Consider the following 22023-nt stretch of genomic DNA (forward strand, 5'->3'; position numbering starts at 1 on the left):
CATGGACCAGGATCCGATCATCGACCCCTTCCACGCGGGGGAACGGGAAGCCCAGGCCCGGGCCGGGTTCCGCGTCCCGTCTGCCCCGATCCGCGACGCGCTGACCGCGCAGCACCGCGATTTCTACCCCTTGCTGCCCGCCCTGCTGGTCGCCACACCCGACGCGGCGGGGGCGCCAAGCGCCGGGATGCTGACCGGGACGCCGGGCTTCGTCTCCTCCCCGGATCCGCGCCTGCTGCGGGTCCGGCCCAACCACGCGGCGTGGGACGTCGAACTCCGGCCCGGCGCGCCGATCGGAATCCTCGGCATTGATTTGACGACCCGACGGCGCAACCGGGCCAGCGGTCTGGCCGTCGCCGTCGCGGGCCACGGCTTCGACCTCGCCATCGAACAGAGCTTCGGCAATTGCCCGCAATACATCCAGGGGCGGCTGGTGGAAACGGACGACGCCACCACCGCCACCGCCCGCACCGCGTTGAGCGGACTGGACGACGACGCCCGCCGGATGATCGCCGGGGCCGACACCGTCTTCGTCGCGTCCTCCTCGGAAGCCGGGCCGGACGGCGCCCCCGACGTCTCGCACCGGGGAGGGCCGACGGGCTTTGTCCGCATTGAGAGCGACCGACTGCGGATTCCCGATTATTCCGGCAACCGCTATTTCAACACGCTGGGGAATTTCCTGCTCAACCCGCAGGCTGGGCTGCTGTTCCTCGACTTCACGACCGGCGACGCGCTGCATCTGACGGGAACGGTCAGCGTCGATTGGGAGGCGCCCGGCGATCTGCCCGGCGCGCAACGGTCCTGGACCCTGCGGGTCGAGCGGGGATGGCGGCAACCCGCCGCCATCCCCCTGCGCTGGAGCTTTCGCGACCTGTCCCCGGCGACCCAACGGATCGCCGGGATGGGCTGACCGCTCACTGCATCGCGCCGTCCAGCTTGGCCTTCCACAGGCCGTTGGCGAGCGCCCCGGTCATCCATTGATCGACCGCCTGCTTCAACGCCGGATCCTTGCGCAGCAGATAGGCGTTCTCGAAATGGGTGAAGGGAGCGGCCACCGGCACCGCGCACAGGACGCCGCCGCTCAGCTTGGCCTGCAAATCGGCCTCGATGCCGTCCGTCACCATCACGTCGGCCTTGTCGGCGGCGATCTGGCCGAAGATCGTCTTGTTGTCCGGCCACACCTCGATCGGGGCCTTGGTGAAGGCTTGCCGGGCGAATTTCTCGTTGGTGCCGCCGGGGTTGACGACGACGCGGGTGGTCGGCTGGTCGATGGCCTCCACCGTGGTGAATTTCGCCTTGTCGGTGCAGCGCGCAATGGGACGCTTGCCGTCGCTGACGTTGGGAACCGAGAAATCGCCCGCCGCCGCCCGGTCGGCGTTGACCGTGATGCCGCCCAGCGCGACGTCGAACTTCTCGGCCTTGAAATCCTCCAGCAGAGTCTTCCAGGTCGTCGGCACGAACTCGGCCTTCACGCCAAGCGCCGTCGCCAGTTCCTTGGCCATCTCAATGTCGGCGCCGACCAGCGCGCCGTCGGCCCCCTTGTAGCTGAAGGGCTTGTAATCGCCGGTGGTGCCGACCCGCAGAACGCCGGTTTGCTTGATCGTCTGCAAGGCGCCGTCGGCGGCCTGCGCGTGGAAGGGAACAGCGGCCATGGTGGCGACGCTCACCAACAGCCCGGCCAGAAACAATCTCATCGTGAAATCCCCGCATCGTTTGTGACGGGCCGGATTGCTTCCGGCCCTTGGCTGCACGCTTCGGCGTCGAGTCCGGCGTCGTTCCGCCGGAAACGCCGCCGACAGTATGCCTCAGCCAACGCGCAAGGAATCGTTCAAAACCATCCCCATGGGTGAAAAACGCGGCGGTTCGTTGCGCAAACCGCCCGTCGCGCAGAAAAATCCTGCGCCCGCCGCTCACACCGTCAGGAATTTGCGGACGTCTTCGTCGTTCAGCGCCATCCGGCTGCCCGCCAGCACCACCTCGCCCCGCTCCATCACCGTCCAATCGTCGGCCAGATCGCGGGCGAAGTCGAAATACTGCTCGACCAGCAAAATCGCCATGTCGCCCTTGTCGCGCAGGTAGGAAATCGCCCGACCGATGTCCTTGATGATGGAGGGCTGAATGCCTTCCGTCGGCTCGTCCAGCACCAGCAGGCGCGGGCGCGTCACCAGGGCGCGGCCAATCGCCAACTGCTGCTGCTGCCCGCCCGACAGATCGCCGCCGCGCCGCTCCAGCATCGAATCGAGCACCGGAAACAGCTCGAACACCTCGTCGGGGATGGAGCGTTTGCCGCGCGGCAAGGGGGCGTAGCCGGTCAGCAGATTTTCCCGCACCGTCAGCAACGGGAAAATTTCGCGCCCCTGCGGGACATAGGCGATGCCGCGCCGCGCCCGGTCGGCGGCGGCGAGCTTGGTGACGTCGGCCCCGTCCCAATGGACCGTCCCGCCGCTGATCGGCTTCAGCCCGACGATGGCGCGCAGCAGGCTGGATTTCCCCACCCCGTTGCGTCCGACCAGACAGGTGACTTTGCCGACCTCCGCCGTCATGGAGACGCCGCGCAGCGCCTGGGCCGCGCCGTAATGAAGATCGACCGAACGAACGTCCAGCATGTGCGTTTCCTTCCTCACCGGCCCAGATACACGTCGATGACCTGCTGGTTGGCGCTGACCGAATCCAACGATCCTTCGGCCAACACCGACCCTTCGGCCAGCACCGTCACCTTGACCCCCAGCGCCCGGACAAAACTCATGTCGTGCTCGACCACGATCACCGAATGCTTGCCCGCGATGTCGCAGAGCAGGCGGGCGGTCTGTTCGGTTTCCGCGTCGGTCATGCCCGCCACCGGCTCGTCCACCAGCAGCAGCTTCGGGTCCTGGGCCAGCAGCATGCCAATCTCCAGCCACTGCTTTTCCCCATGGGACAAACTGCCCGCCAAACGGTCGCGCTTGGGCGACAGGCGGGTGATGTCGAGGATGTCCTCAATCCGCGCCCGGTCCTCGCGGCTGATGGCGTAGGTCAGCGTCTTCAGCGGGCTGCGCGGGGCCTTCAGCGCCAGTTCCAGATTGTCCCACACGCTGTGCGGCTCGAACACCGTCGGGCGCTGGAACTTGCGGCCAATGCCGAGGTTGGCGATGGACGCCTCGCGCAGCTTGGTCAGGTCGGTTTCGCCTTCAAACAGAATGGTTCCGTGATCGGGCCGGGTCTTGCCGGTGATGACGTCCATCATCGTCGTCTTGCCCGCCCCGTTCGGCCCGATGATCGCCCGCATTTCGCCCGGCATCATCGTCAGCGACAGGTTGTTCAGCGCCCGAAACCCGTCGAAGCTGACCGACACGCCGTCGAGGTAGAGAAGAGTGTCTTCCGCGCTCATGGCTCACATCCCCTTCTGATCGGCGGTATTCCCGTTCGGCGCGTTTTTGCCCTTGGCGTTCGGTCCCTTGGCGTTCGGCAGACGGGCGGTCAGTTGCGCCCACAGCCCCAACAACCCCTTGGGCAGGAACAGCGTCACCAAAACGAACAGGCCGCCCAGCGCGAACAGCCAGAACTCGGGCAGCGCGCCGGTGAAATAGCTTTTGCCGAAATTGACCAGCACCGCGCCCAGGATCGCGCCCGCCAGCGTGCCGCGCCCGCCGACGGCGACCCAGATCACCGCCTCGATGGAGCTGGCCGGGGCGAATTCCGACGGGTTGATGATGCCGACCTGCGGGACGTACAAGGCCCCCGCCACGCCCGCCATGCAGGCCGACAGCGTCCAGGCGAACAGCTTGTAGGATTCGGTGTTGTAGCCCAGGAAGCGAACGCGGCTTTCGGTATCACGAACCGCCACCAGCACCTTGCCGAGCTTCGACGCGATGATGCCCGACGCGATCATGTAGGACAAGGCCAACGCCGCGATGGTCGCCAGGAACAGGCCGACGCGGGTCCCCGGCGCTTGGATGTCGTACCCCAGGATTTCCTTGAAGTCGGTCAGGCCGTTGTTGCCGCCAAAGCCCATGTCGTTGCGGAAAAAGGCCAGCAGCAGGGCGAAGGTCAAGGCCTGGGTGATGATCGACAGATAAACGCCGGTGACGCGGCTGCGGAAGGCGAACCAGCCGAAGGCGAAGGCCAGCGCGCCGGGAACCACCAAAACCATGATCGCCGCGAACCAGAAATGATCGAAGCCCAGCCAGTACCAGGGCAACTCCTTCCAGTTCAGGAAGACCATGAAGTCGGGCAGGATCGGGTTGCCATAGACGCCGCGCGGGCCGATCTGGCGCATCAGATACATGCCCATGGCGTAACCGCCCAGCGCGAAGAAGGCGGCGTGTCCCAAGGACAGGATGCCGACATAACCCCATACCAGATCCAGCGCCAGCGCCAGCAGCGCGAAGCACAGATATTTGCCGAGCAGCGAGACGGTGAAGATCGACACATGCCAGGGCGAGCCTTCCGGCACGATCAGCGTCATCACCGGGACCAGCACCGCCAGCAAGGCCAGCACGGTCAGGACGAGTCCGGCCTTGCGGTCCAGCCCCATCAGGAAAAAGCGCGTCAGCATCGATCAGGCCTCCACCGCCCGGCCCTTCAGCGCGAAGAGACCGCGCGGACGCCGCTGAATGAACAGGATGATGAAAATCAGAACCAGGATCTTGCCCAGCACCGCCCCGGCGTAAGGCTCCAGGAACTTGTTGAGCGACCCCAGCGCCAGGGCGCCGACCAGCGTGCCCCACAGATTGCCGACGCCGCCGAACACCACCACCATGAAGCTGTCGATGATGTAGCTCTGGCCCAGATTGGGGCTGACATTGTCGATCTGGCTCAGCGCCACCCCGGCCAGCCCGGCGATGCCGGAGCCAAGCCCGAAGGTCAGCGCGTCCACCCGCGCGGTGCGGATACCCATAGCGTTGGCCATCGGGCGGTTCTGCGTCACGGCGCGGATCGACAGGCCGAACCACGTCCGCTTCAGCGCGACCAGCAGGGCGGCGAAGACGGCGAAGGCGAAGACGACGATCCACAACCGGCCATAGGTGATGGTCAGGCCGCCCAGCTCGAACGCGCCGGACATCCAGCTTGGCGCGCTGACCTCGCGGTTGGTCGGCCCGAAGAGGGAGCGCACCGCCTGTTGCAGGACCAGCGACAGGCCCCAGGTGGCCAGCAGGGTTTCCAGCGGACGGCCATAGAGCCAGCGGATCACGCTGCGCTCGATGATGACGCCAACGCCGCCGGACACCAGAAAGGCGGCGGGCAGCGCCAGCAGGACCGACAGATCGGTCAGACCGGGCGCGTAGGTCCGCAAGCCTTGCTGGACCAGAAAGGTGGTGTAGGCCCCGATCATCACCATTTCGCCATGCGCCATATTGATGACGCCCATCACGCCAAAGGTGACGGCCAGCCCAATCGCCGCCAGCAGCAGCACGGAGCCGAGCGACAGCCCGTACCAGAGATTTTGCAGCGCGCCCCAGAACATCAGCTTTTGTTCAACCGTGGCCACAGCGGCGGCGGCGGCGGTCTTGGCGGTGTCGGACGCGCCCGAGGCGGCGATCATCGACAGCAGCGCCAGCGCGTCGCGGTCGCCGCGTCCGGCCAGCGTGGCGACGGCGGCCTGGGTGTCGGCGTCCGACGCCCCGGCGGTCAGGATCACGGCGGCGCGCGCCTGCTCCATCGCCCGGCGGATGCGCTCGTCCTTTTCCTTGGCCAGCGCGGTGTTGAGCGCGTCCAGCGCGTTGGCGTCGCGGCTCTTGAACACCGCGTCGGCGGCGGAGCGGCGAACGGCGGGATCGGGACTCATCAGGGTCAGCGCGCCCAGCGCGGCGCTGATGGCCCGGCGCATCGCGTTGTTGACCTTGATCCTGTCGATGGCGCCGGCGGCGGCCTCGCCCAGCGCCGCGCCGCTCAAGGGATCGGTCAGGGCGTAGCCCGCCCCGACCTTGCGGGCGATGACGACCAAGCCATCGGCCTTGCGCACATAAAGATCGCCCGCCTGAAGCGCCTCGATCACCGGGACGGCGGCAGGGTCGCCCGCGTCGGACAGTTGGTTCAACGCCTTTTCGGTGCCGGAATAACCGCCGCTGCCCATCGTTTGGACCAGCGGACGGAGATCGGCGGCCAGCGCGGCGGATGTGGTGGCGATGGCCACACAAGCGGCCATGAGCCAGCGGAGAGCGCGTCGCATCGCGGATCCTTCGTTGGGCGTGGGGAGTGTCGCAAACGGAGAAACGCTTGCCCCCTCCCCGGCCCTCCCCCGCTTGTGCGGGAGAGGGGGCCTGTTCCCCTCCACCGCGTCAGCGGGGGAGGGTTAGGGAGGGGGCAAGCGTTGGAACACCTCAGATCAAATGGTCAGAACCGAACCGCTCAGGTCCCCTTGCCGCCGCACTTGCCGGTCTTGACGTTGAAGTTGCCGCAGGACAGGGGCTTGCGCCAATCGGAGATCAGGTCCTTGCTGTCCGGCAGGAAATCCGACCACTCGTCGCCGGGGACCAGGCCCGGGGTCTTGGAGACGGTCTCAAACTGGCCGTTCTCCTGCACTTCGCCGATCAGGACCGGCTTGGTGATGTGGTGGTTCGGCAGCATCGCCGAATAGCCGCCGGTCAGGTTCGGAACCGCGACGCCGATCATGCTGTCGATCACCGCGTCCGGGGCCACCGTGCCCGCCGCCTCGACCGCCTTCACCCACATGTTGAAGCCGATGTAGTGGGCTTCCATCGGGTCGTTGGTCACGCGCTTGTCGTTCTTGGTGAAGGCCTTCCAGCTCTTGATGAACTCGGCGTTGATCGGAGTGTCCACCGACTGGAAGTAGTTCCAGGCGGCCAGATGGCCCAGCAGCGGCTTGGTGTCGATGCCCGCCAGCTCTTCTTCGCCGACCGAGAAGGCGACGACCGGGATGTCCTGCGCCTTGACGCCCTGGTTGCCGAGTTCCTTGTAGAAGGGAACGTTGGCGTCGCCGTTGATGGTCGAGACGACGGCGGTCTTCTTGCCGGCCGAACCGAATTTCTTGATGTCGGCGACGATGGACTGCCAATCGGAATGACCGAACGGCGTGTAGTTGATCTTGATGTCCTCGTCCTTGACGCCCTTGCCCTTCAGGTAGGCTTCCAGGATCTTGTTGGTCGTGCGCGGGTAGACATAGTCGGTGCCGGCCAGCACCCAACGCTGGACCTTTTCCTTCGACATCAGGTAATCGACCGCCGGGATCGCCTGCTGGTTCGGGGCGGCGCCGGTGTAGAACACGTTGCGCGAGGATTCCTCGCCCTCATACTGCACCGGGTAGAACAGCAGGCCGTTCAACTCTTCGAACACCGGCAGCACCGACTTGCGGCTGACCGAGGTCCAGCAGCCGAACACGGCGGCGACCTTGTCCTTGGTCAGCAGCTCGCGGGCCTTTTCGGCGAACAGCGGCCAGTTGGAGGCCGGATCGACCACCACGGCTTCCAGCTTCTTGCCGAGAACGCCGCCCTTCTTGTTCTGCTCGTCGATCAGCATCAGCATGACGTCTTTCAGCGTGGTCTCGCTGATCGCCATGGTGCCGGACAGGGAATGCAGAATGCCGACCTTGATGGTGTCGTCCGCCGCCTGGGCCGAACCCGCCAGCGCGCCCATCGCCAGACCGGCCAGCGTGCTGATCCCGAACGTCGCAACCCGTCCCGTCATTCCCCGCCCCATCGTCTGCTGAATCGTCCGCATGAAGTTGTCCCCTTCTTCTGCCGCCCCGTTTGGCCCGGAGCCTCACGAAATTGTCAAAACGGAGGCTATCGCGGGTGCGAAGAGACGTATCTACGTCAAATGCCCCATACGGGCGGCCCGGCGTGCCGACGGCGGGACGCGGGTTGGAAACGCGAAAGATTTTCCCGCCTCATGGAATAACAACGCGCGGCGAACGTCACCTTCTGGAAGCTGTTCTTTGATCGACCGTATGAACAGGGCGATGCTTGGCGCATCGGCTATCGACGCAGTGCAGCCGACACCAAATGTCACTTGCGCCGACGTGGGGCTTGACCGAACTATAGCCTGCTCATTGTTTCACCGTTCACGATCTGGTCTCCCGAACCATGCTGTATGATCGCCACCTGCTCATCGGACGTTACGCCGCCGCTGGAATCGCGGGCTGCCTGATCGGCGCGCTGGTCGGTGGCGCAGCGATGGCCGGAACCGCCACGACGCGCGCCACACCGGCGGCGCCCCCGGTTCCGCTGGTGCAATCCTGGGCCTTGCGGCTGGAGCAGCGGGCGAGCGACCTTCAGAACGCCCCCAAAGTGACGGCGACCCGCGTCGGCTTCGGCGCGGTGGTGAAAAAGGGCGACGGCGGATTCATTGAGACGGTGGCCCCCGCGCTGGAGGTGCCGACCGACGTCGTGGACGAGGCGTCGCCCTATCCGACGGTGGACGCCGCCCCGCCGGTGGTCTTCCGCATCCGCTCGCCGCTTGCCGACCGCGTCGGCAAGGTGGCGCGGCGGCTGATCGAGCTTGGCCATCTGCCGCCCGACCAATGGACCGACAGCTTTGAGGATCCGTTGGAGAACGCCGTGCGCGCCTTCCAGATCGTCGAGGGCTTGCAGCCCGACGGCAAGGTCGGCGAGGTGACGCGCCAGGCGCTCGACCGCACCCCGGCGCAGGCCGCCGCGATGATGCAGCGCGCCGCCACCGCCATGCGGGCGCAACAGGCGTCGATCCCCGACACCGCCGTTCTGGTCAATCTGCCCAGCCAGACCGTGACCTACATTGAGCATGGCCGCCCGGTCTTCACCATGCGCGCGGTGGTCGGTCGGCCCTCGCGCAAGACGCCCCTGCTTCAGGACAAGATCACCAGCGTCACCATCAACCCAACCTGGACGGTTCCGCCCACCGTTCTGAACGAAGACAAGCTGCCGGTCCTGCGCAAAAAGGGAACCACCGGCATCAAGAACGCCGTCGTCTATCTGGACGGAACCGAGGTCGCCACCGAAACCGTCAATTGGTGGGCGGTCGATCCGGGCCGGATCCGCATCGTCCAAAAGCCGGGCGACGACAACGCGCTGGGCCGGTTCCGCTTCAACCTGACCAACGGCGACGGCATCTTCCTGCACGGCACCAACGACCCACGCCTGTTCAGCCGTGACATGCGCGCCGCCAGTTCAGGCTGCGTCCGGCTGGAAGACGCCCGGATGATGGCCAACACGCTGTTGACCCCCGCGAAGCTGTCCCCCACCGCCGTCGCCCAACAGCTCGACACCGGCGAGACCAAGACTGTCCGCCTGCCGAACGCCATCCCCGTGCGTTTCGTCTATTGGAACGCCTCGGTCGACACCGACGGCACGGTGCGCGTGCATCCCGACATTTACGAAGACGCGCCCGGCCAGTCGCCCGCCGCCGCCCCATCCAAACCACGCCCGATGACGAAGCCGGCGGTGCTGCCGGTTCCACCGGCGCAAGTCGGCCCGGTGTCCTCGGCCACCGTCCGCAACCTCGTCGCCCCGACCGTCAACGCCACCCGGATGTGACGCTTCTCCCTCCCGGCCCCACGGAAACCGCATGACCGACCGCGCTCTGATCGCCCGGATCGACCATTTCGTTCTGACGGTCGCCTCGATTGACGCGACCTGCGCCTTCTATGGCCGCGTTCTGGGCATGGAGACCGTCACCTTCGCCGGAGGCCGCAAGGCGCTCGCCTTTGGCCATCAGAAAATCAACCTGCACGAGGTCGGACGAGAGTTTGAGCCAAAGGCCCAGCGCCCGACCAGCGGATCGGGTGATTTCTGCCTGATTTCCGACACGCCGCTCGACGCGATCATCGCGCATCTCCACGCGCAGGACGTCGCCATCGAGCTTGGCCCGGTTGACCGCACCGGGGCCATGGGGCCGCTGCGCTCCGTCTATTTCCGCGACCCCGACGGCAATCTGGTCGAAGTCTCCAACCAGACCGCCGTGCCGTAACGCTGTCAAACCGCCGGATCGAACAGCGGTTCCGGCAGGCCCGGCGTGGCGACCGACAGGGCGAACAGGCCGCCGGATTGGGGGAGGCGGTCCAACTCCGCCGCCGGGCGTCCGGCGGACGCCGTGGTCACATAAAGCGTCCGGCGATCCGCCCCGCCAAAGGCCACCATGGTTGGGCAGCGGGCGGGAACCGGATGTTCGGACAGCAGCGCGCCGGTCGGGGCGTAGCGTTGCACCCGCCCCCCTTCGTACAGCGCGGTCCAGTAACAGCCCTCAGCATCCACCGCCGCGCCGTCCGGACGGCCCCGGTCATCGTCGGTCGGCTGAAGCCGGACGAAGACCTCCCGGTCCGACAGATCCCCCGTCGCCGGGTCGTAGCGGTAGCGATAAATTGTAAAGGTCGGCGTGTCCGAATGATACAGCGTCCGCCCGTCCGGGCTGAAAGCCAGACCGTTGGAGGTGAGAAGCCCGCCCGCCAAAGCCGTCAGCCCCCGGCGGTCAAAGCGGTAGAGGTGGGCCTGGCCACCCGCCTTTGGCTCGTCCAGCGTTCCCGCCAGAAAACGCCCCGCCGGATCCGCCCGTCCATCGTTGAAGCGGCTGGTCGCCGTGTCTTCGGGGTTGACCGCCACTTGTTCAATCGGCGCGCCCGCCACGTCCAACAGCCACAGGCCCGACCGCATCCCCGCCAGAAAGCCGCCGCCCTTGCGCAAGGCGAGGCACGCGATGTCTTCGGGCATCGCCATGGCGCGGTTGGAGCCGTCCGCCGGGTCGAAGCGGTTCAACGTCCGCCCCTTGATGTCCACCCAATAGAGCGCCTGCTCCGCCGCCGACCAGAGCGGGCATTCCCCCAGCTTCGCGCGCGCGTCAAAAACGCAGGAAAAGGATTGGTCGGTGGTCATGGAACAGGCGCCTCGTCAGGAATGCTGCGGCAGTGGGACTGCGCGAGCTTGACCGGGGCACGGTCAACAATCAAGCCTGCGTCACCACATTCCCGTTGGCGTGCGGGGAGGTTCCGTCGGTCCCCGCCGCTTGCCCCGCAAGGCAGCGGCTCATTTCCCGAAACAGCACCGTCCGGTCAATGGGTTTGGCGACATAGCCATTCATGCCAACCGCCCGGCAGCGGGCGACGTCCTCGGGAAAGGTGTTGGCGGTCAAGGCGATGATCGGCGTCCGGTTGACCGGGTCCGCCATGCCACGAATCGCCCGCGTCGCGTCCAGCCCATCCATCACCGGCATGTTGACGTCCATCAGCACAAGGTCGAAGGCGTGCCGCCGCATCGCCGCGACCGCCGCCGCCCCATCCTCCACCGCGACGACGCGATGCTTGGCTTGCTTCAGCAGGGTGACGACCAACAGACGATTCATCTCGACGTCTTCCGCCACCAAGATCCGCAGCCCTTCGGGCAAGACGCCATCAACCGGCGCGGCCACAATGGGCGCCGTCGTCGGCGCGACCTGGGAGGACCGAGAATGCGGCGGCAGGCTGGCCAGAGCGGCGGTTGACGACGCCGAGGCCGCCGTCGGGCGCAGCGCGTCGAGCCGTTGTTGCAACTCCGCCGGATCATAGGGTTTGGCGATGACGTCGTACCCAGCGTGAGCCGCGTCGTCGGCGATCACGGCATGGGCGGCGAAGCCAGACGCCAACAGGACGGCCAGATCCGGGCGCAGCCGCCGCGCCTCGCGGGCCAATTCCGCCCCATTCATCCCCGGTGGCATCACAATGTCGCTGAACAACAAATCAAGCGGAGCGGACTGGCGCAAGATCGCCAAAGCCTCGTTGGCGTTGGCGGCGCCAAGCACCCGATGCCCCCAGTTCCGCAGCAGAGCGACGCCGCTGTCGCGAATCGTCGGGTCATCTTCGACCATCAAAATCGACAGGGACGCGCGCGGCGCCAGCGACGGCGCAACCGTTCGCCCAGCCTCGTCCGCGACCCGATCCGGGGCGAAGCGCGCCATGGCGACCGTCCCCTGCCCTTGCGCGCTCGACAGCGTCAGCGTCCCGCCATGAAGCTCCATCAGCCGCCGGGTCAGCGGCAAGCCCGCCGCGCGGCGCGGCCCCGCTGAATTGTCCGAGGCGTCCCCCCGCTCGAAGGCTCGCAGCACCGGCGTCGCATCCGACTCCCCCGTTCCCGTGCCGTTGTCGCGCACCAAAAGCCGCAACGCCCCATCGGCGTCCAACGAGGTTTCAACATCCACACGCCCGCCGGTCGGCGTGTGTTTCATCGCGTTGGACAGAAGATTCAGCAAGATCTGCCGGACGCGCTTCTCGTCGCCCCGCAGATAGCGCGCCGCCGGATCGACCGAGGCGACGATCTGAACGCCCACGCGCCCCGCCCGCTGCGACAGCAGACGGATGGCGAAGGTCGTGGCCTGTTCCAAATCCACGGTTTCGTCGTCGAGAACCAGTTGCCCGGCCTCAGCCCGGACATTGTCCAGGATCTCGTTGATAAGCTCCAAAAGATGCTGGCCGCTGTCACGAATGTTGAGGGCAAAATCCTTGTAGAACGGGTTGTTGATCGGCCCTTCCGATTCACGCGCGATCAAATCAGCGAAGCCAATCACCGCGTTCATCGGCGTGCGCAACTCATGGCTCAGGCTGGCGAGAAACTCGCTCTTGGACCGGCTCGCGGCGTCGGCGGCCTGCCGGGCGTCGTAAAGCTCCGCCTCCATCACCTTGCGGGCGGTGATGTCCCGTTCGACGCTGACGCACTCCAGCGGTTTGCCCCAATCATCCATCACCAAACGGATGTCCGCTTCGATCCACACCCACCGGCCATCGGCGTGGCGAAGCCGGTAGACCGCCGTCATCGTCGGCTGACCGCGCGTCAAGCCCGACACCCCATCGGCCACCGCCGCCAGATCATCCGGATGAACCCGTTCCACCAACGGGCGCCCGATCATCTCCGCCGGATCGCAGCCCAAACACGCGCGCACGCTGTCGGAACAGGAGAGGCGCCCCCCGTTCAGGTCCAGGCGCCCGACGATGTCCGACACACTGTCGGCCAACAACCGACAGCGCGCCTCACTGTCCCGAAACGCCGCCTCCGCCTCGTTGCGGCGGGTGACGTCGCGGGCGTTGACCGACAGCATGGCGATGGCGCCGTCGCCCCCCCGAATCGGCGTCTGCGCCACCTCCCAGCGGCGGGTGACGCCGTGGACGACGCACTCCTCTTCAAAGCGGGTGGCGGCCCCCGCATCGACGCAGCTTTGCAGATCACGGGTTGTCTTTTCCGCCAAGGCGGGGGGAAGGAAGGCGCTCAGTCCTTTGCCCTCCACACGCTCCGCCGTCGCATTCCAAGCCAACAGAGCCGCCGCGTTGGCCCACTGCGCGACAAAGGAGCCATCCCCGGCGACCCGAACGATGAACAGCCGGTCGCTGGAATGATCGAACACAGCGCGCAGCGCAGCCTCGCTCGCGGCCACCCGCCGGAATCGCGCGGCAAACGGGCGCCACAGCCGCCCATAAGACAGCAGCGCAAGCGCCAGAAACCCAATGCCGAACGCCAGGGTGATGATGATGCCCGTTTCCATGCCACCCCCCTACCCCAGCCCGCCGCGACGCGCCAAGGACGCCGCAACCATGATCGACCCGAAAATGTCTACACGCACTGCCGGACAAGCAAAAGACTCAAATATCTCTATTCTTCACCGGGATCGATCAGTCGGTGTTTCAAGTATCCTTTCGGTTGATGCATAATTCCCGGCGTGGTTGAAGGATGCCAAGGGAAACCCGATGACCGCTGTCTTTCGTTGGATCTGCCCCTCACCCTGCTCTTGCAAAGCATACGATAATATGTTCTTCCCTGATATTGCCCTCTGACCTATGTCCAAAGGCGTTCTCATGCCGCTGGCGGTTTTCTCGCGAAGCTTGGTCGCCCGCACAACCGCCTCGGCGGCGTTGTTGGTCTCGATTCTGATCGCGGTTCCCATGATCGTTCTGATCCAGGCCGATGTGCGCAGCACGCGGGCGGAACTGGCCATCCGGGCGGAGTTGGCGACAAAGATCGTGCTGGACGACGTCGCCAACGCGCTGTGGGACCTGGATCCGGAAGAGGCGATGACCGCGCTTGCCCCGTTGCGGTCGGTGGACGCCTTTGCCGAAGCGGTGGTCTTGGGAAGCTATGGCGAGCGCTTTGTCGCGTATCGGAAGCCCGGAACAGGTCCGCTGTCCGACGAAGCGTCCACCACCGCCGTCGCCCCTCTGGAGCATTTGGATCGGGTCGGCAACAAACGGACAATCGGCACGATGCTGCTCCGTTTGGACGCCACGCCGACCAACGCCACCATTCGCCACGACGTGGCGATGCTCAGCAGCATTGGCGTCTGCATCCTGCTGCTGCTGGTCATCGGTGTGGTCTGGGCGGCGCGCGGCGTCACCGCGCCAATCGCGGCCATGACCCGGACCATGACCGATCTGGCGGCGGGCGACGTTTCGGTCGCGGTGCCGGGGCGACACCGCGACGATGAGATTGGCCGGATGGCGACCGCCTTGCGGATCTTCCGTCAAAACGCCATTGATCTGCGCTTGGCCAAGGAGCGGGCGGAGCAGGCGGTCGCGTCCAAGGCGAAATTCATGGCGGCGGCCAGTCACGACCTGCGGCAACCCGCGCAATCGCTGCTGATGCTGACCGCTTTGCTGCGCACGACCGCAAAGACTCCCGACGTCGCCGATTCCGCTCAAAAGATCGAGCAAGTCGTGATGAACCTCAAGCAGTTGCTCGACGAACTGCTGGAAGTTTCCCGGCTCGACGCCGGAGGCGTGGCGGTGACGATGGGAACCCATGACGTCGGCGATTTGCTCCAGGCGCTCGACACCCAGTTCGGCCCGGTCGCCCGCAACAAAGGGCTGACGCTGACCGTCTCGCCGATGCGCGCCAACATCGTCACCGACCGCGTCCTGCTGCTGCGTCTGTTGGGCAATCTGATCGACAACGCCATCCGTTACACCCTGTCGGGATCCATTCAGATCGTCGGTTTGGAGGTTGGCGGCCAGATCATTCTTGAGGTTCGCGACAGCGGCATCGGCATTCCCGAAGACCGCTTGGACGCGATTTGGGAAGAGTTCCACCAGCTTGGCAACCCGGAACGCAACCGTGACAATGGAATCGGGCTGGGCTTGTCCATCGTCAAGCGGTTGGCCGCCACGCTCAATCATCCGGTGAAAGTCCGCTCCGTTCTCGGCAAGGGTTCGGTGTTTTCCATCGCCGTCCCCCTGGCCGCCAAACTGGCCCAGCCGCCGGAGCCGCCAGCGGTTCGTCTGGAACCCGCCCCCATCCTCCCGCCCCCCGCCGCCCCCCCTGCCCTCATCTCCCCCGCCCTCACGGGCAACGGCGTCGCGGTTCTGGTCATTGACGACGATCCCTTTGTGCTGAACGGGCTGTCGCTCTTTCTCGCCAACGAAGGGCATCGGGTTCACAGCGTGTCGACCACCGCGCAAGGCGTGCAGGATGTCCAGGATGGTCTGTTCAAACCGGACGTCATCGTCGCCGACTATCATCTGTCGGCGACCGACACTGGCATCGACTTCATCAACCGTCTCTGGATGTTGCTGGGAATTCGCATTCCGGCGATCCTGATTTCCGGTCGTCTCGACAGCGTCGTCACCCGTCAGGCCGCCGATCTGGGCATCACCGTCGTGGCCAAACCCATCATGCCGGATGTGTTGTCCAGGTTGGTCTCGGAGCTTCCCCGAACGCGCTGATTGAGACGATCATCCGCCACATCGACAATCTGGCATCGACCAGTTGGCCAGCTTGCGTTTGCCCCTGAACAGCCTACCCTCCATCACGCCCCATCACGCGGCGTTGCGGGTCTCGTCCGTTCCAAAGGATGCCTGCGTTCGGGCACACCTCAATCGATGGAGAACCGCTGTGCCGACCATGTCGATCACTCACAATCAACGGGCGCGCGACGTCATTGGGCAGTTCGATTTCAGCCCTGTCTTGCGGCGCGCGCTGTCCAAAGGCGTGCCTCCACACACCGCCGCCATCGCCCTGGACCAGCTCAAACTTTTCCTGATCGCCTGCGCGGAACACCCAAACACGGATCTGGCGCCGCCCTCGTCAGCCTGCGATGAGTTGTGGCACGACTTCATCGTGGCCGACACCCGCAGCTATTGCCGCTTTTGTGACGCCGTGTATGGGGAGTATCTGCATCACAACGGGGCAACCGCATCGCCAGAGCGTCTGGCCGCCGCCCGCCGGAACAGCGCCCTTCTGCTTGGCCTTCCCGCAACAACCGATTGTCTGCGCAACGCGCAAGAAGCCGATTGTCTGCGCGAGGTCATCACCCCGGATTGTCTGCGGGAGGCATCGCCCACGCATGTCTGACCGCGCGATCCGGCCTATGGTCAGGCAAAGTTCATGCCGCCAAAGGGGGTGATGAAGGTGTCGGTCAGGGCGTTGCTGCGCAGAGCCACATAGTCCGGCACAACCAGGGGGATCACCGGCAAGTCTCCCATGACGATTTGCTCAGCGTCCTTGTAGGCCGTGGCCCTTTCTTTTGGCTGGGACAGGGCCATCGCCGCTTCGATGATGGCGTCGAATTCGGCGTTGACCCAGCCAACCGGGTTGAAGCGGCTGCGGCTGGAAAACAGCTCGTCGAGAAAATTCATCGGGTCGGGGTAGGTCGCCGTCCACCCGAACAGGAAGGCGTCATAATCGCGCCGCCGTGACCGGGTGATGAACTCCTGCCGGGGGGTCGTCACCAATTTGGCCGGAATGCCCGCGTTGTTCCATTGCGACACGTAATAGACAAACTCCCGTCGATACTCCGGCACAATGTGAACGGCAAATGGCTCCAACCCCCGGCCTTCTGGATAACCAGCCTGGACCAACAGCTCCTTGGCCTTGACAGGGTCGTAGAGCAGGGGAGGGAGTCGCTCGTTCGACAACAGGGCGGGAGGCACGACGCCGTTGTGCACGCGGGCCATGCCCCGGAAGAAACGCTCCACCATGGCCTCACGGTCAATCAGCAAGGACATCGCCTGTCGCACACGAAGATCGCCAAACGCTTTGACCCGGCGTGGATCCAAAGCGACGGCGCGCATTTGCATGCGGGGGCAAAAAATCAACGACCTTTTAAAGCCTGGATCATCGGCGACCAAGCGAAGGGCGTCGGTGTCGACAAAGGAAAAATCGATCTGGCTGTCGTTGAACAACGTGATGCCATCGTTGCCAATGCCGGTCGCCAGAAAGGACACCCGGTCAAACGGCGCCGCCACGCCCCGCCAATGGGGGTTGGCCGCGACATCGACCCGAATGCCTTCCGTGCTGCCCATCAGACGATAAGGGCCGGTGCCCGCCGACATCTCGCGGTGCCAGTTGGGTCCGGCCTGCGCGATGGCCTCGACGTCAACGATGTTGAAGCGGGCGAAGGGGAAGATCGCGCAAGGCTCGTCGCACACCACCTCCAACGTGTGGTCGTCAATCACAGTGACGCCGCTCAACGTGACGCTGGTCTTGTCTCGGATGTCGCGAAAGCCACGCACCTTGGACAAGGCGAGCGCGGCGAAATGCGCGCCCTCCGCTGCAACCGCCGCCTCAAACGTCCGCTTGACGTCCAGCGCCGTAAAAGGGCGCCCGGATTGGAACACAACGTCGCGGCGCAGCGTCAGTTTCCAACGCCGCGCCCGATCGGACGCCTCCCACGCGGTGGCCAAGCCGGGCAGGATGCGGCCATCCGGGTCAACGCTGGTCAGACTTTCATACATGGCGCCAAGAATCTGACGCGCGACCAGATCATTGACTGTCAACGGATTCAGCGAGACGGGCAGGGCCTTGAGGCCCACCCGCAAGGCCCCAGCCCCCGCCGCCCAAGCCGTTGCCCCCGTCGCGACCGATCCCGCCGCAACCCCCGCCGCGCCAAGCAGACTCAAGAATTGTCGTCGCTGGACAGTCCGCATGTCGGCCCTCGTGGCGCTCAGTGTCGGAACCCCCATGCTGTAGCACAGGCGCTGTTTCCGGTCACGCAAGCCGACATGGCTCGACCGGAGGAGCGAGGGTTTCGATTTCGAAAGGTATCCTTTGGTTGTTTTATAAATAAAATTCAACCAGAAAGAGCTTTCGACATCGAAACCCCGCCATTCATCAGAGGACGAGCAGACCGTCGATCCGATCCCGCAGCCGCTTCAACCGCTCCCGATGCTCCTGTTGCAAAGCGGCCTCAACCGTGCTGATCGCGTCCAAATCCCGGTCAATGCGGTTGATCGCCTTGCCCAGAAGCTGCAACGGTTCAGCGGCGGCCTTGGCTGGGGTCGGGCGGGCCGCCCGCACCGCGCTGACCGTCAAGCCTCCGGTCCGGGCGGATTGCCAGAGTTCGCGCGCACGCTCGATGTCGTCCATAAACGCCAGCTCGACCAGCGCCGACCGCGACACCAGATCGGGGTTGGCGCGGTAATCGGCCAGAATGTCATCGGGCAAGGACAGGACCTTCAGGCGCTTGGACACCTCGGCTTCGGAGCAGCCGACGGCGGCGGCGACTTCGACCTGGGTGTAGCCGTGCGCCTCGATCAATTGCGCCAACCCGCGCGCCAGATCGATGGCGTCCAAATCGACGCGCTGAACATTCTCGATCAGGGCGATTTCTTCGGGCTTGCCCTTGGTGATGATCGCCGGAATCGTCAGTCTGTCCAGCAAGCGGAAAGCCCGCAACCGCCGCTCGCCCGCGACCAGCCGATACCGGCCCTTCTCCGCCGCCTCTTGCACCAAAACCGGCTGTTGCAGGCCATGACGGGCGATGGAGTCGGCCAGCGAGCGCAAGGCGTCTTCGTCGAACACGGTGCGCGGTTGGTCCGGGTTGGTGTCGATCGCCGACAGATCGGCCTCGATCAATCGGGGCAGAACGCCGCTCAAGCCGAACATGCGGTCGGTTTCCGTGGCGAAGCCGGACTCCTTGGCCTGGAGCACCGTGGCCGCCGTCTGTCGGGTCAGCTTCTTAGGCGGCATCGGCAACCTCCGGCAAACGGCCGCTGGCGCTCAGCAGGGCGGTGGCGATGGCGGCGTAGCTTTCGACGCCGGGCGCGCCAATGTCGGCGTCGAGCGTGATGACGTTCGCGCCCGCCGCCTGGGCGTAGATGGTGGCGCGCGGCACCGGCGGAAACACCCGGCGCTCATCGCCCCACAAGCGGCTGATGTCGTCCAGCGACGAACGGTCCTGGGTTTGGCGCGGGTTGTACATGGTGGGCAGAATGCCCAACACCGCCAAACGCGGATTCAGGCGGCGCTGGATCTTGCCGACCGTGTCGAGAAAGGCGCTGACCCCCAAAATGGCGTGCGGCTCGGCCTGGCACGGCACCAGAACAAAATCGGCGGCGGTCAGAGCGTTGATGGTGACGGCGCCGAGATTGGGAGCGCAGTCGATCACCACCACATCGTAACGCGCCTTCACCCCATCCAGAATCTCCGCCAGCGCGGTTTGGGCGTTGGTCAGATTGCCCGGCAATTCGGTGTCGGCGCTGGCCAGCGCGATGCTCGACGGCACCACGTCCAGCCCTGGCACGCTGGTCGGCAAAATGATGTCCGCAAGCCCGGTCTTGCCCATCAGGGCGTGATACAAGACCTTGCCCGCTTCGGTCAGGGCCACGACGTCGGCTTGCGGCACGCCGACATGCACGGTGGCGTTGCCCTGCGGATCGGCGTCCACCAGCAGCACTCGGTTGCCCGCCCGCGCCAGAATGAAGGCCAGATTGATCGAGGTGGCGGTCTTGGCCGTCCCCCCCTTTTGCAAGCCGATGGCGATGGTGGTGCCCCGGCGCGGCTCCGTCGTTTCCGGCTGCTCCAGCGCCAGCAACAGCAAACGGCCCAGAACGTCGCGCGGCAGGGCCTCCTTGCCGGTCTCCCATTTGCTTAAGCGTTGCTTGTCGTACTTGCGGCCGGTCATTTCGTTGACGAAGGCCGCCATTTGCGTTTGGGTCAGGCCGCGCCGTTCCCGCAACGCTTTCAATTCCTCACCCGTCACCCCGCACCCTCCTGCGCCATCGGTTGGCGCAGAGCCTAGCAAGTCGTCGCCACTCCGGCAACTGGTGTCTACTGGCGAAGGATGCGATCAGACCGTCTCGTCATACTCGACCTTGGGGACGTCGATCCAGGATGGGGCTGGGCCATTGTCCTTGCGCCAGAACAGCACCGGCAAATCGGCGTTCAGCACCCGCCCCAACACCGCGCCGCGCGCCTTCATGGTTTCCTTGTATTCGGCGGCGTCGATGATCCGCACGCCATAGCCGGGAATTCGGCCTGTCTCCAGCACCGGCCCCAACGCGTTCTTGAACTTGCGCAGGTCGTTGTCGGAGCCAACCCGTTTGCGCAGCGGCTCCAGCGCCATCCAAAAGCCGCTGCCCCGCGCCAGATGCGCGCGGGCGATCTCATAAAGCCGCTTCTCCACCGGCTTCAGGGCGAAATACTGATCGTCGTAGGTCAGCAGATTGTAGCCCAGAGCGGCGCGCGCCACCCAGCCCGACAAGGTCAGCTTCAGCCCGCGCACCGCGCGTTCGCCGTCCTTCTTGCGCTGGTACAGCAGCTTGTAATCGGAAATCCACGAGAAGGCGCCGCTTTCGCCCTCGCCGCCGGTCTCCAGATTGGTTTTGATCTGGGTGCCTTGCAACCGCTCCAGCGCGCCTTCGATCTTGTCATAAGCGCTGCCGCCCGCCGTCTTGCCGACGATGCGTTGCAGATCGCTGGTGGTGAAGTGCAACTCCCCCATCTTGGCGGTGGCCTTGCCCTGGTCCATCTTCTCGCGCAGCAGAGAGATGGCGTAGAGCAGCACCGCCTTGTCCCAAATCGTCGCGACGCCGACGTTTTTCGGCGCGCGCACTTCGATCCGCACCTTGCCGTCATCATAGGTCGCCAACGCCTCGACCTTGTCCTTCGACAAGCCGAACAGGCTGTAGACCATCATGTGGCGGTCGTTCTGAACATCGCCGGTCAGCGGGGAGTCGAGCCGCAAAGCCAGTTGAAGTGGGCGTTCAAGAAGCTCGGCGTTGATGCTGTCATCCATCTCAATCTCTCCACGACACGCGGATCGCGCGCGACGGCCCGGTGTCCCAACTCATCCTGTCTGAGTGCGTGGTTCATCATTGACCACCGCGCCGTCCGGTTCCACTGCTGCGGCTCAAACGTCGTCGTTCTGCCGAAAGATTCCCGCGATCCCCTGGCTTTCCACCAGCGCCGCCGCCGCCAATGTCGCCGTTCTGCCAGTTTTTGAGGGGAGAGCACCGCAATCCGCCTTTTCCACCTCGGTTTGCCCCTGCTTTTCCAACCCGTCCGAACGTCTCTGTTCTGCCGGAGGGGGCAGGGGAGGCCCCCTTGAGAATGACAATAACTTATTGATTTTATTGTATTTTCATTAGGATCATCACCCGGCGTAGCTCCGGAAAGGGCGGAAACGCGGCATGGCACTGGCAGAACAGCGACGTTTGCCCAACGCGGGGCGAGTCCGATTCTCGTGCGAATCCGACGGCCTCATCGGAGACGGGGGGCCGCGAATCACCAATCATTCGGCAGAACGACGACACTTCCCTCTCCCATCACCCTGAAAGCCCGTCCGCGCGACGAAGAATCTTTCGGCGGAACAGCGACGTACGGGCCTGAATCATTCGGCAGAACGACGACCTTCATCGGAAAACCAGCCAAGAAAACACCGGATAACCATCTGTTTTTTCGAGATAAAATGGAGAATCGCCCGCCACCGCGTCGGGCCGTCCCGTTTTTCACCAAGATCGTGGACAGGGCGGCAACAGCGCGTACACAGTCCAGACTTGGGGTGAAAAGCCCCGTTTGAGGATTTTTGCGCCCACAGCGACGGCTGGCATCCCGCCGCCGTCCGCCGCGCGCAACAGGAGAGAGCAATGGCGTAACGGAGACCCATCTCCGAAAACACAAAAGGCCCAGATTGCTCTGGGCCCTTCGTGTCGGACGGAGGAGACCGAGGGACACTCGATCACCCCACATCTGGCGGTTTGGCGACTCCATGATGGCAGGGCAGGCATCGAAAGCCAAGCGGATTCACCCGAGTCCGCTTCCGGGATCCTTTTGTCTCCGTCCCAAAGATTTGGAACGAGAGAGGGCTTGCCCATGAGGCCGTACACGGAGCTGTACCGGCGTTGGATCGCTGTGCCTGGCCTCCACGCCGCCGACATCGCGGTTT

General features: G+C 65.1%; 17 protein-coding genes. 5 read left to right on the forward strand and 12 right to left on the reverse strand.

From position 1 onward, the window contains the following. Positions 1–910 (forward strand): pyridoxamine 5'-phosphate oxidase family protein (locus D3877_RS25580; protein WP_119833646.1); only part of this gene is annotated, 910 nt, incomplete at its 5' end. Positions 911–914: 4 nt separating this feature from the next. On the opposite strand, the gene D3877_RS25585 is transcribed toward D3877_RS25580, so the two are convergent. From D3877_RS25585 to urtA, 6 genes are all read right to left on the reverse strand, one after another. Further along, positions 915–1694 carry a transporter substrate-binding domain-containing protein gene (locus D3877_RS25585; RefSeq protein ID WP_119833647.1) on the reverse strand — a complete coding sequence of 260 codons (780 nt, stop codon included), beginning with the start codon at positions 1692–1694 and terminating at the stop codon, positions 915–917. A gap of 216 nt (positions 1695–1910) precedes the next feature. Further along, positions 1911–2606 (reverse strand): urea ABC transporter ATP-binding subunit UrtE, encoded by a 696-nt coding sequence (urtE, locus tag D3877_RS25590; RefSeq protein WP_119833648.1) that lies wholly within the window; start codon positions 2604–2606, stop codon positions 1911–1913. Between the two features lie 14 nt (positions 2607–2620). Continuing rightward, positions 2621–3367: an urea ABC transporter ATP-binding protein UrtD gene (urtD, locus tag D3877_RS25595; protein ID WP_119833649.1), complete on the reverse strand. Its 747-nt coding sequence runs from the start codon at positions 3365–3367 to the stop codon at positions 2621–2623. Between the two features lie 3 nt (positions 3368–3370). After that, entirely contained in the window at positions 3371–4534 is a 1164-nt protein-coding gene (gene urtC, locus D3877_RS25600) for an urea ABC transporter permease subunit UrtC (protein WP_238475082.1), read from the reverse strand. 3 nt (positions 4535–4537) lie between these two features. Continuing rightward, positions 4538–6148 carry an urea ABC transporter permease subunit UrtB gene (gene urtB, locus D3877_RS25605; protein ID WP_119833650.1) on the reverse strand — a complete coding sequence of 537 codons (1611 nt, stop codon included), beginning with the start codon at positions 6146–6148 and terminating at the stop codon, positions 4538–4540. 179 nt (positions 6149–6327) lie between these two features. Continuing rightward, positions 6328–7623, reverse strand: coding sequence for an urea ABC transporter substrate-binding protein (gene urtA / locus D3877_RS25610; RefSeq protein ID WP_119834026.1), 1296 nt, complete (start codon positions 7621–7623; stop codon positions 6328–6330). 398 nt (positions 7624–8021) lie between these two features. On the opposite strand from urtA, the gene D3877_RS25615 reads away from it, so the two are divergent. Both D3877_RS25615 and D3877_RS25620 read left to right on the forward strand, forming a co-directional pair. Further along, entirely contained in the window at positions 8022–9449 is a 1428-nt protein-coding gene (locus D3877_RS25615; protein WP_238475084.1) for a L,D-transpeptidase family protein, read from the forward strand. A 31-nt stretch (positions 9450–9480) separates the two neighbouring features. Next, a complete protein-coding gene (locus D3877_RS25620) occupies positions 9481–9882 on the forward strand; it encodes a VOC family protein (protein ID WP_119833651.1) in 402 nt (133 codons plus the stop codon). Positions 9883–9887: 5 nt separating this feature from the next. On the opposite strand, the gene D3877_RS25625 is transcribed toward D3877_RS25620, so the two are convergent. Both D3877_RS25625 and D3877_RS25630 read right to left on the reverse strand, forming a co-directional pair. After that, positions 9888–10781, reverse strand: coding sequence for an SMP-30/gluconolactonase/LRE family protein (locus tag D3877_RS25625; RefSeq protein ID WP_119833652.1), 894 nt, complete (start codon positions 10779–10781; stop codon positions 9888–9890). A gap of 70 nt (positions 10782–10851) precedes the next feature. Then, positions 10852–13413: a PAS domain-containing sensor histidine kinase gene (locus D3877_RS25630; RefSeq protein WP_119833653.1), complete on the reverse strand. Its 2562-nt coding sequence runs from the start codon at positions 13411–13413 to the stop codon at positions 10852–10854. Positions 13414–13723: 310 nt separating this feature from the next. On the opposite strand from D3877_RS25630, the gene D3877_RS25635 reads away from it, so the two are divergent. Both D3877_RS25635 and D3877_RS25640 read left to right on the forward strand, forming a co-directional pair. Beyond that, entirely contained in the window at positions 13724–15583 is a 1860-nt protein-coding gene (locus D3877_RS25635; protein WP_119833654.1) for a hybrid sensor histidine kinase/response regulator, read from the forward strand. 169 nt (positions 15584–15752) lie between these two features. Further along, on the forward strand, positions 15753–16211 hold the full coding sequence (locus D3877_RS25640) for a glycine-rich domain-containing protein (RefSeq protein WP_119833655.1): 459 nt from the start codon (positions 15753–15755) through the stop codon (positions 16209–16211). A 20-nt stretch (positions 16212–16231) separates the two neighbouring features. Here D3877_RS25640 and D3877_RS25645 read toward each other — a convergent pair whose 3' ends face one another. The 4 genes from D3877_RS25645 to D3877_RS25660 all read right to left on the reverse strand — a co-directional run bounded on the left by D3877_RS25645 (position 16232) and on the right by D3877_RS25660 (position 20874). Next, positions 16232–17758: an ABC transporter substrate-binding protein gene (locus tag D3877_RS25645; RefSeq protein ID WP_238475085.1), complete on the reverse strand. Its 1527-nt coding sequence runs from the start codon at positions 17756–17758 to the stop codon at positions 16232–16234. A gap of 211 nt (positions 17759–17969) precedes the next feature. Beyond that, the gene (locus D3877_RS25650; RefSeq protein ID WP_119833657.1) at positions 17970–18827 is read right to left on the reverse strand and encodes a ParB/RepB/Spo0J family partition protein; all 858 of its coding nucleotides are present in this window, start codon (positions 18825–18827) and stop codon (positions 17970–17972) included. Further along, on the reverse strand, positions 18817–19839 hold the full coding sequence (locus tag D3877_RS25655; RefSeq protein WP_119833658.1) for an AAA family ATPase: 1023 nt from the start codon (positions 19837–19839) through the stop codon (positions 18817–18819). Before D3877_RS25655 ends, D3877_RS25650 begins: the two co-directional genes overlap by 11 nt. Before the next feature lie 87 nt (positions 19840–19926). Next, positions 19927–20874 carry a replication initiator protein A gene (locus D3877_RS25660; protein ID WP_119833659.1) on the reverse strand — a complete coding sequence of 316 codons (948 nt, stop codon included), beginning with the start codon at positions 20872–20874 and terminating at the stop codon, positions 19927–19929. Positions 20875–22023: the final 1149 nt, after the last annotated feature.

Origin of the sequence: Azospirillum cavernae (genome assembly GCF_003590795.1) — a bacterium.
Classification (GTDB): domain Bacteria; phylum Pseudomonadota; class Alphaproteobacteria; order Azospirillales; family Azospirillaceae; genus Azospirillum; species Azospirillum cavernae.

What these genes read in the sequence shown, in the direction of transcription:
- D3877_RS25585 (WP_119833647.1), bottom strand. Translation starts at nt 1,694, where the DNA reads ATGAGATTGTTTCTGGCCGGGCTGTTGGTGAGCGTCGCCACCATGGCC.
- urtE (WP_119833648.1), bottom strand. Translation starts at nt 2,606, where the DNA reads ATGCTGGACGTTCGTTCGGTCGATCTTCATTACGGCGCGGCCCAGGCG.
- urtD (WP_119833649.1), bottom strand. Translation starts at nt 3,367, where the DNA reads ATGAGCGCGGAAGACACTCTTCTCTACCTCGACGGCGTGTCGGTCAGC.
- urtC (WP_238475082.1), bottom strand. Translation starts at nt 4,534, where the DNA reads ATGCTGACGCGCTTTTTCCTGATGGGGCTGGACCGCAAGGCCGGACTC.
- urtB (WP_119833650.1), bottom strand. Translation starts at nt 6,148, where the DNA reads ATGCGACGCGCTCTCCGCTGGCTCATGGCCGCTTGTGTGGCCATCGCC.
- urtA (WP_119834026.1), bottom strand. Translation starts at nt 7,623, where the DNA reads ATGACGGGACGGGTTGCGACGTTCGGGATCAGCACGCTGGCCGGTCTG.
- D3877_RS25615 (WP_238475084.1), top strand. Translation starts at nt 8,022, where the DNA reads ATGCTGTATGATCGCCACCTGCTCATCGGACGTTACGCCGCCGCTGGA.
- D3877_RS25620 (WP_119833651.1), top strand. Translation starts at nt 9,481, where the DNA reads ATGACCGACCGCGCTCTGATCGCCCGGATCGACCATTTCGTTCTGACG.
- D3877_RS25625 (WP_119833652.1), bottom strand. Translation starts at nt 10,781, where the DNA reads ATGACCACCGACCAATCCTTTTCCTGCGTTTTTGACGCGCGCGCGAAG.
- D3877_RS25630 (WP_119833653.1), bottom strand. Translation starts at nt 13,413, where the DNA reads ATGGAAACGGGCATCATCATCACCCTGGCGTTCGGCATTGGGTTTCTG.
- D3877_RS25635 (WP_119833654.1), top strand. Translation starts at nt 13,724, where the DNA reads ATGCCGCTGGCGGTTTTCTCGCGAAGCTTGGTCGCCCGCACAACCGCC.
- D3877_RS25650 (WP_119833657.1), bottom strand. Translation starts at nt 18,827, where the DNA reads ATGCCGCCTAAGAAGCTGACCCGACAGACGGCGGCCACGGTGCTCCAG.
- D3877_RS25660 (WP_119833659.1), bottom strand. Translation starts at nt 20,874, where the DNA reads ATGGATGACAGCATCAACGCCGAGCTTCTTGAACGCCCACTTCAACTG.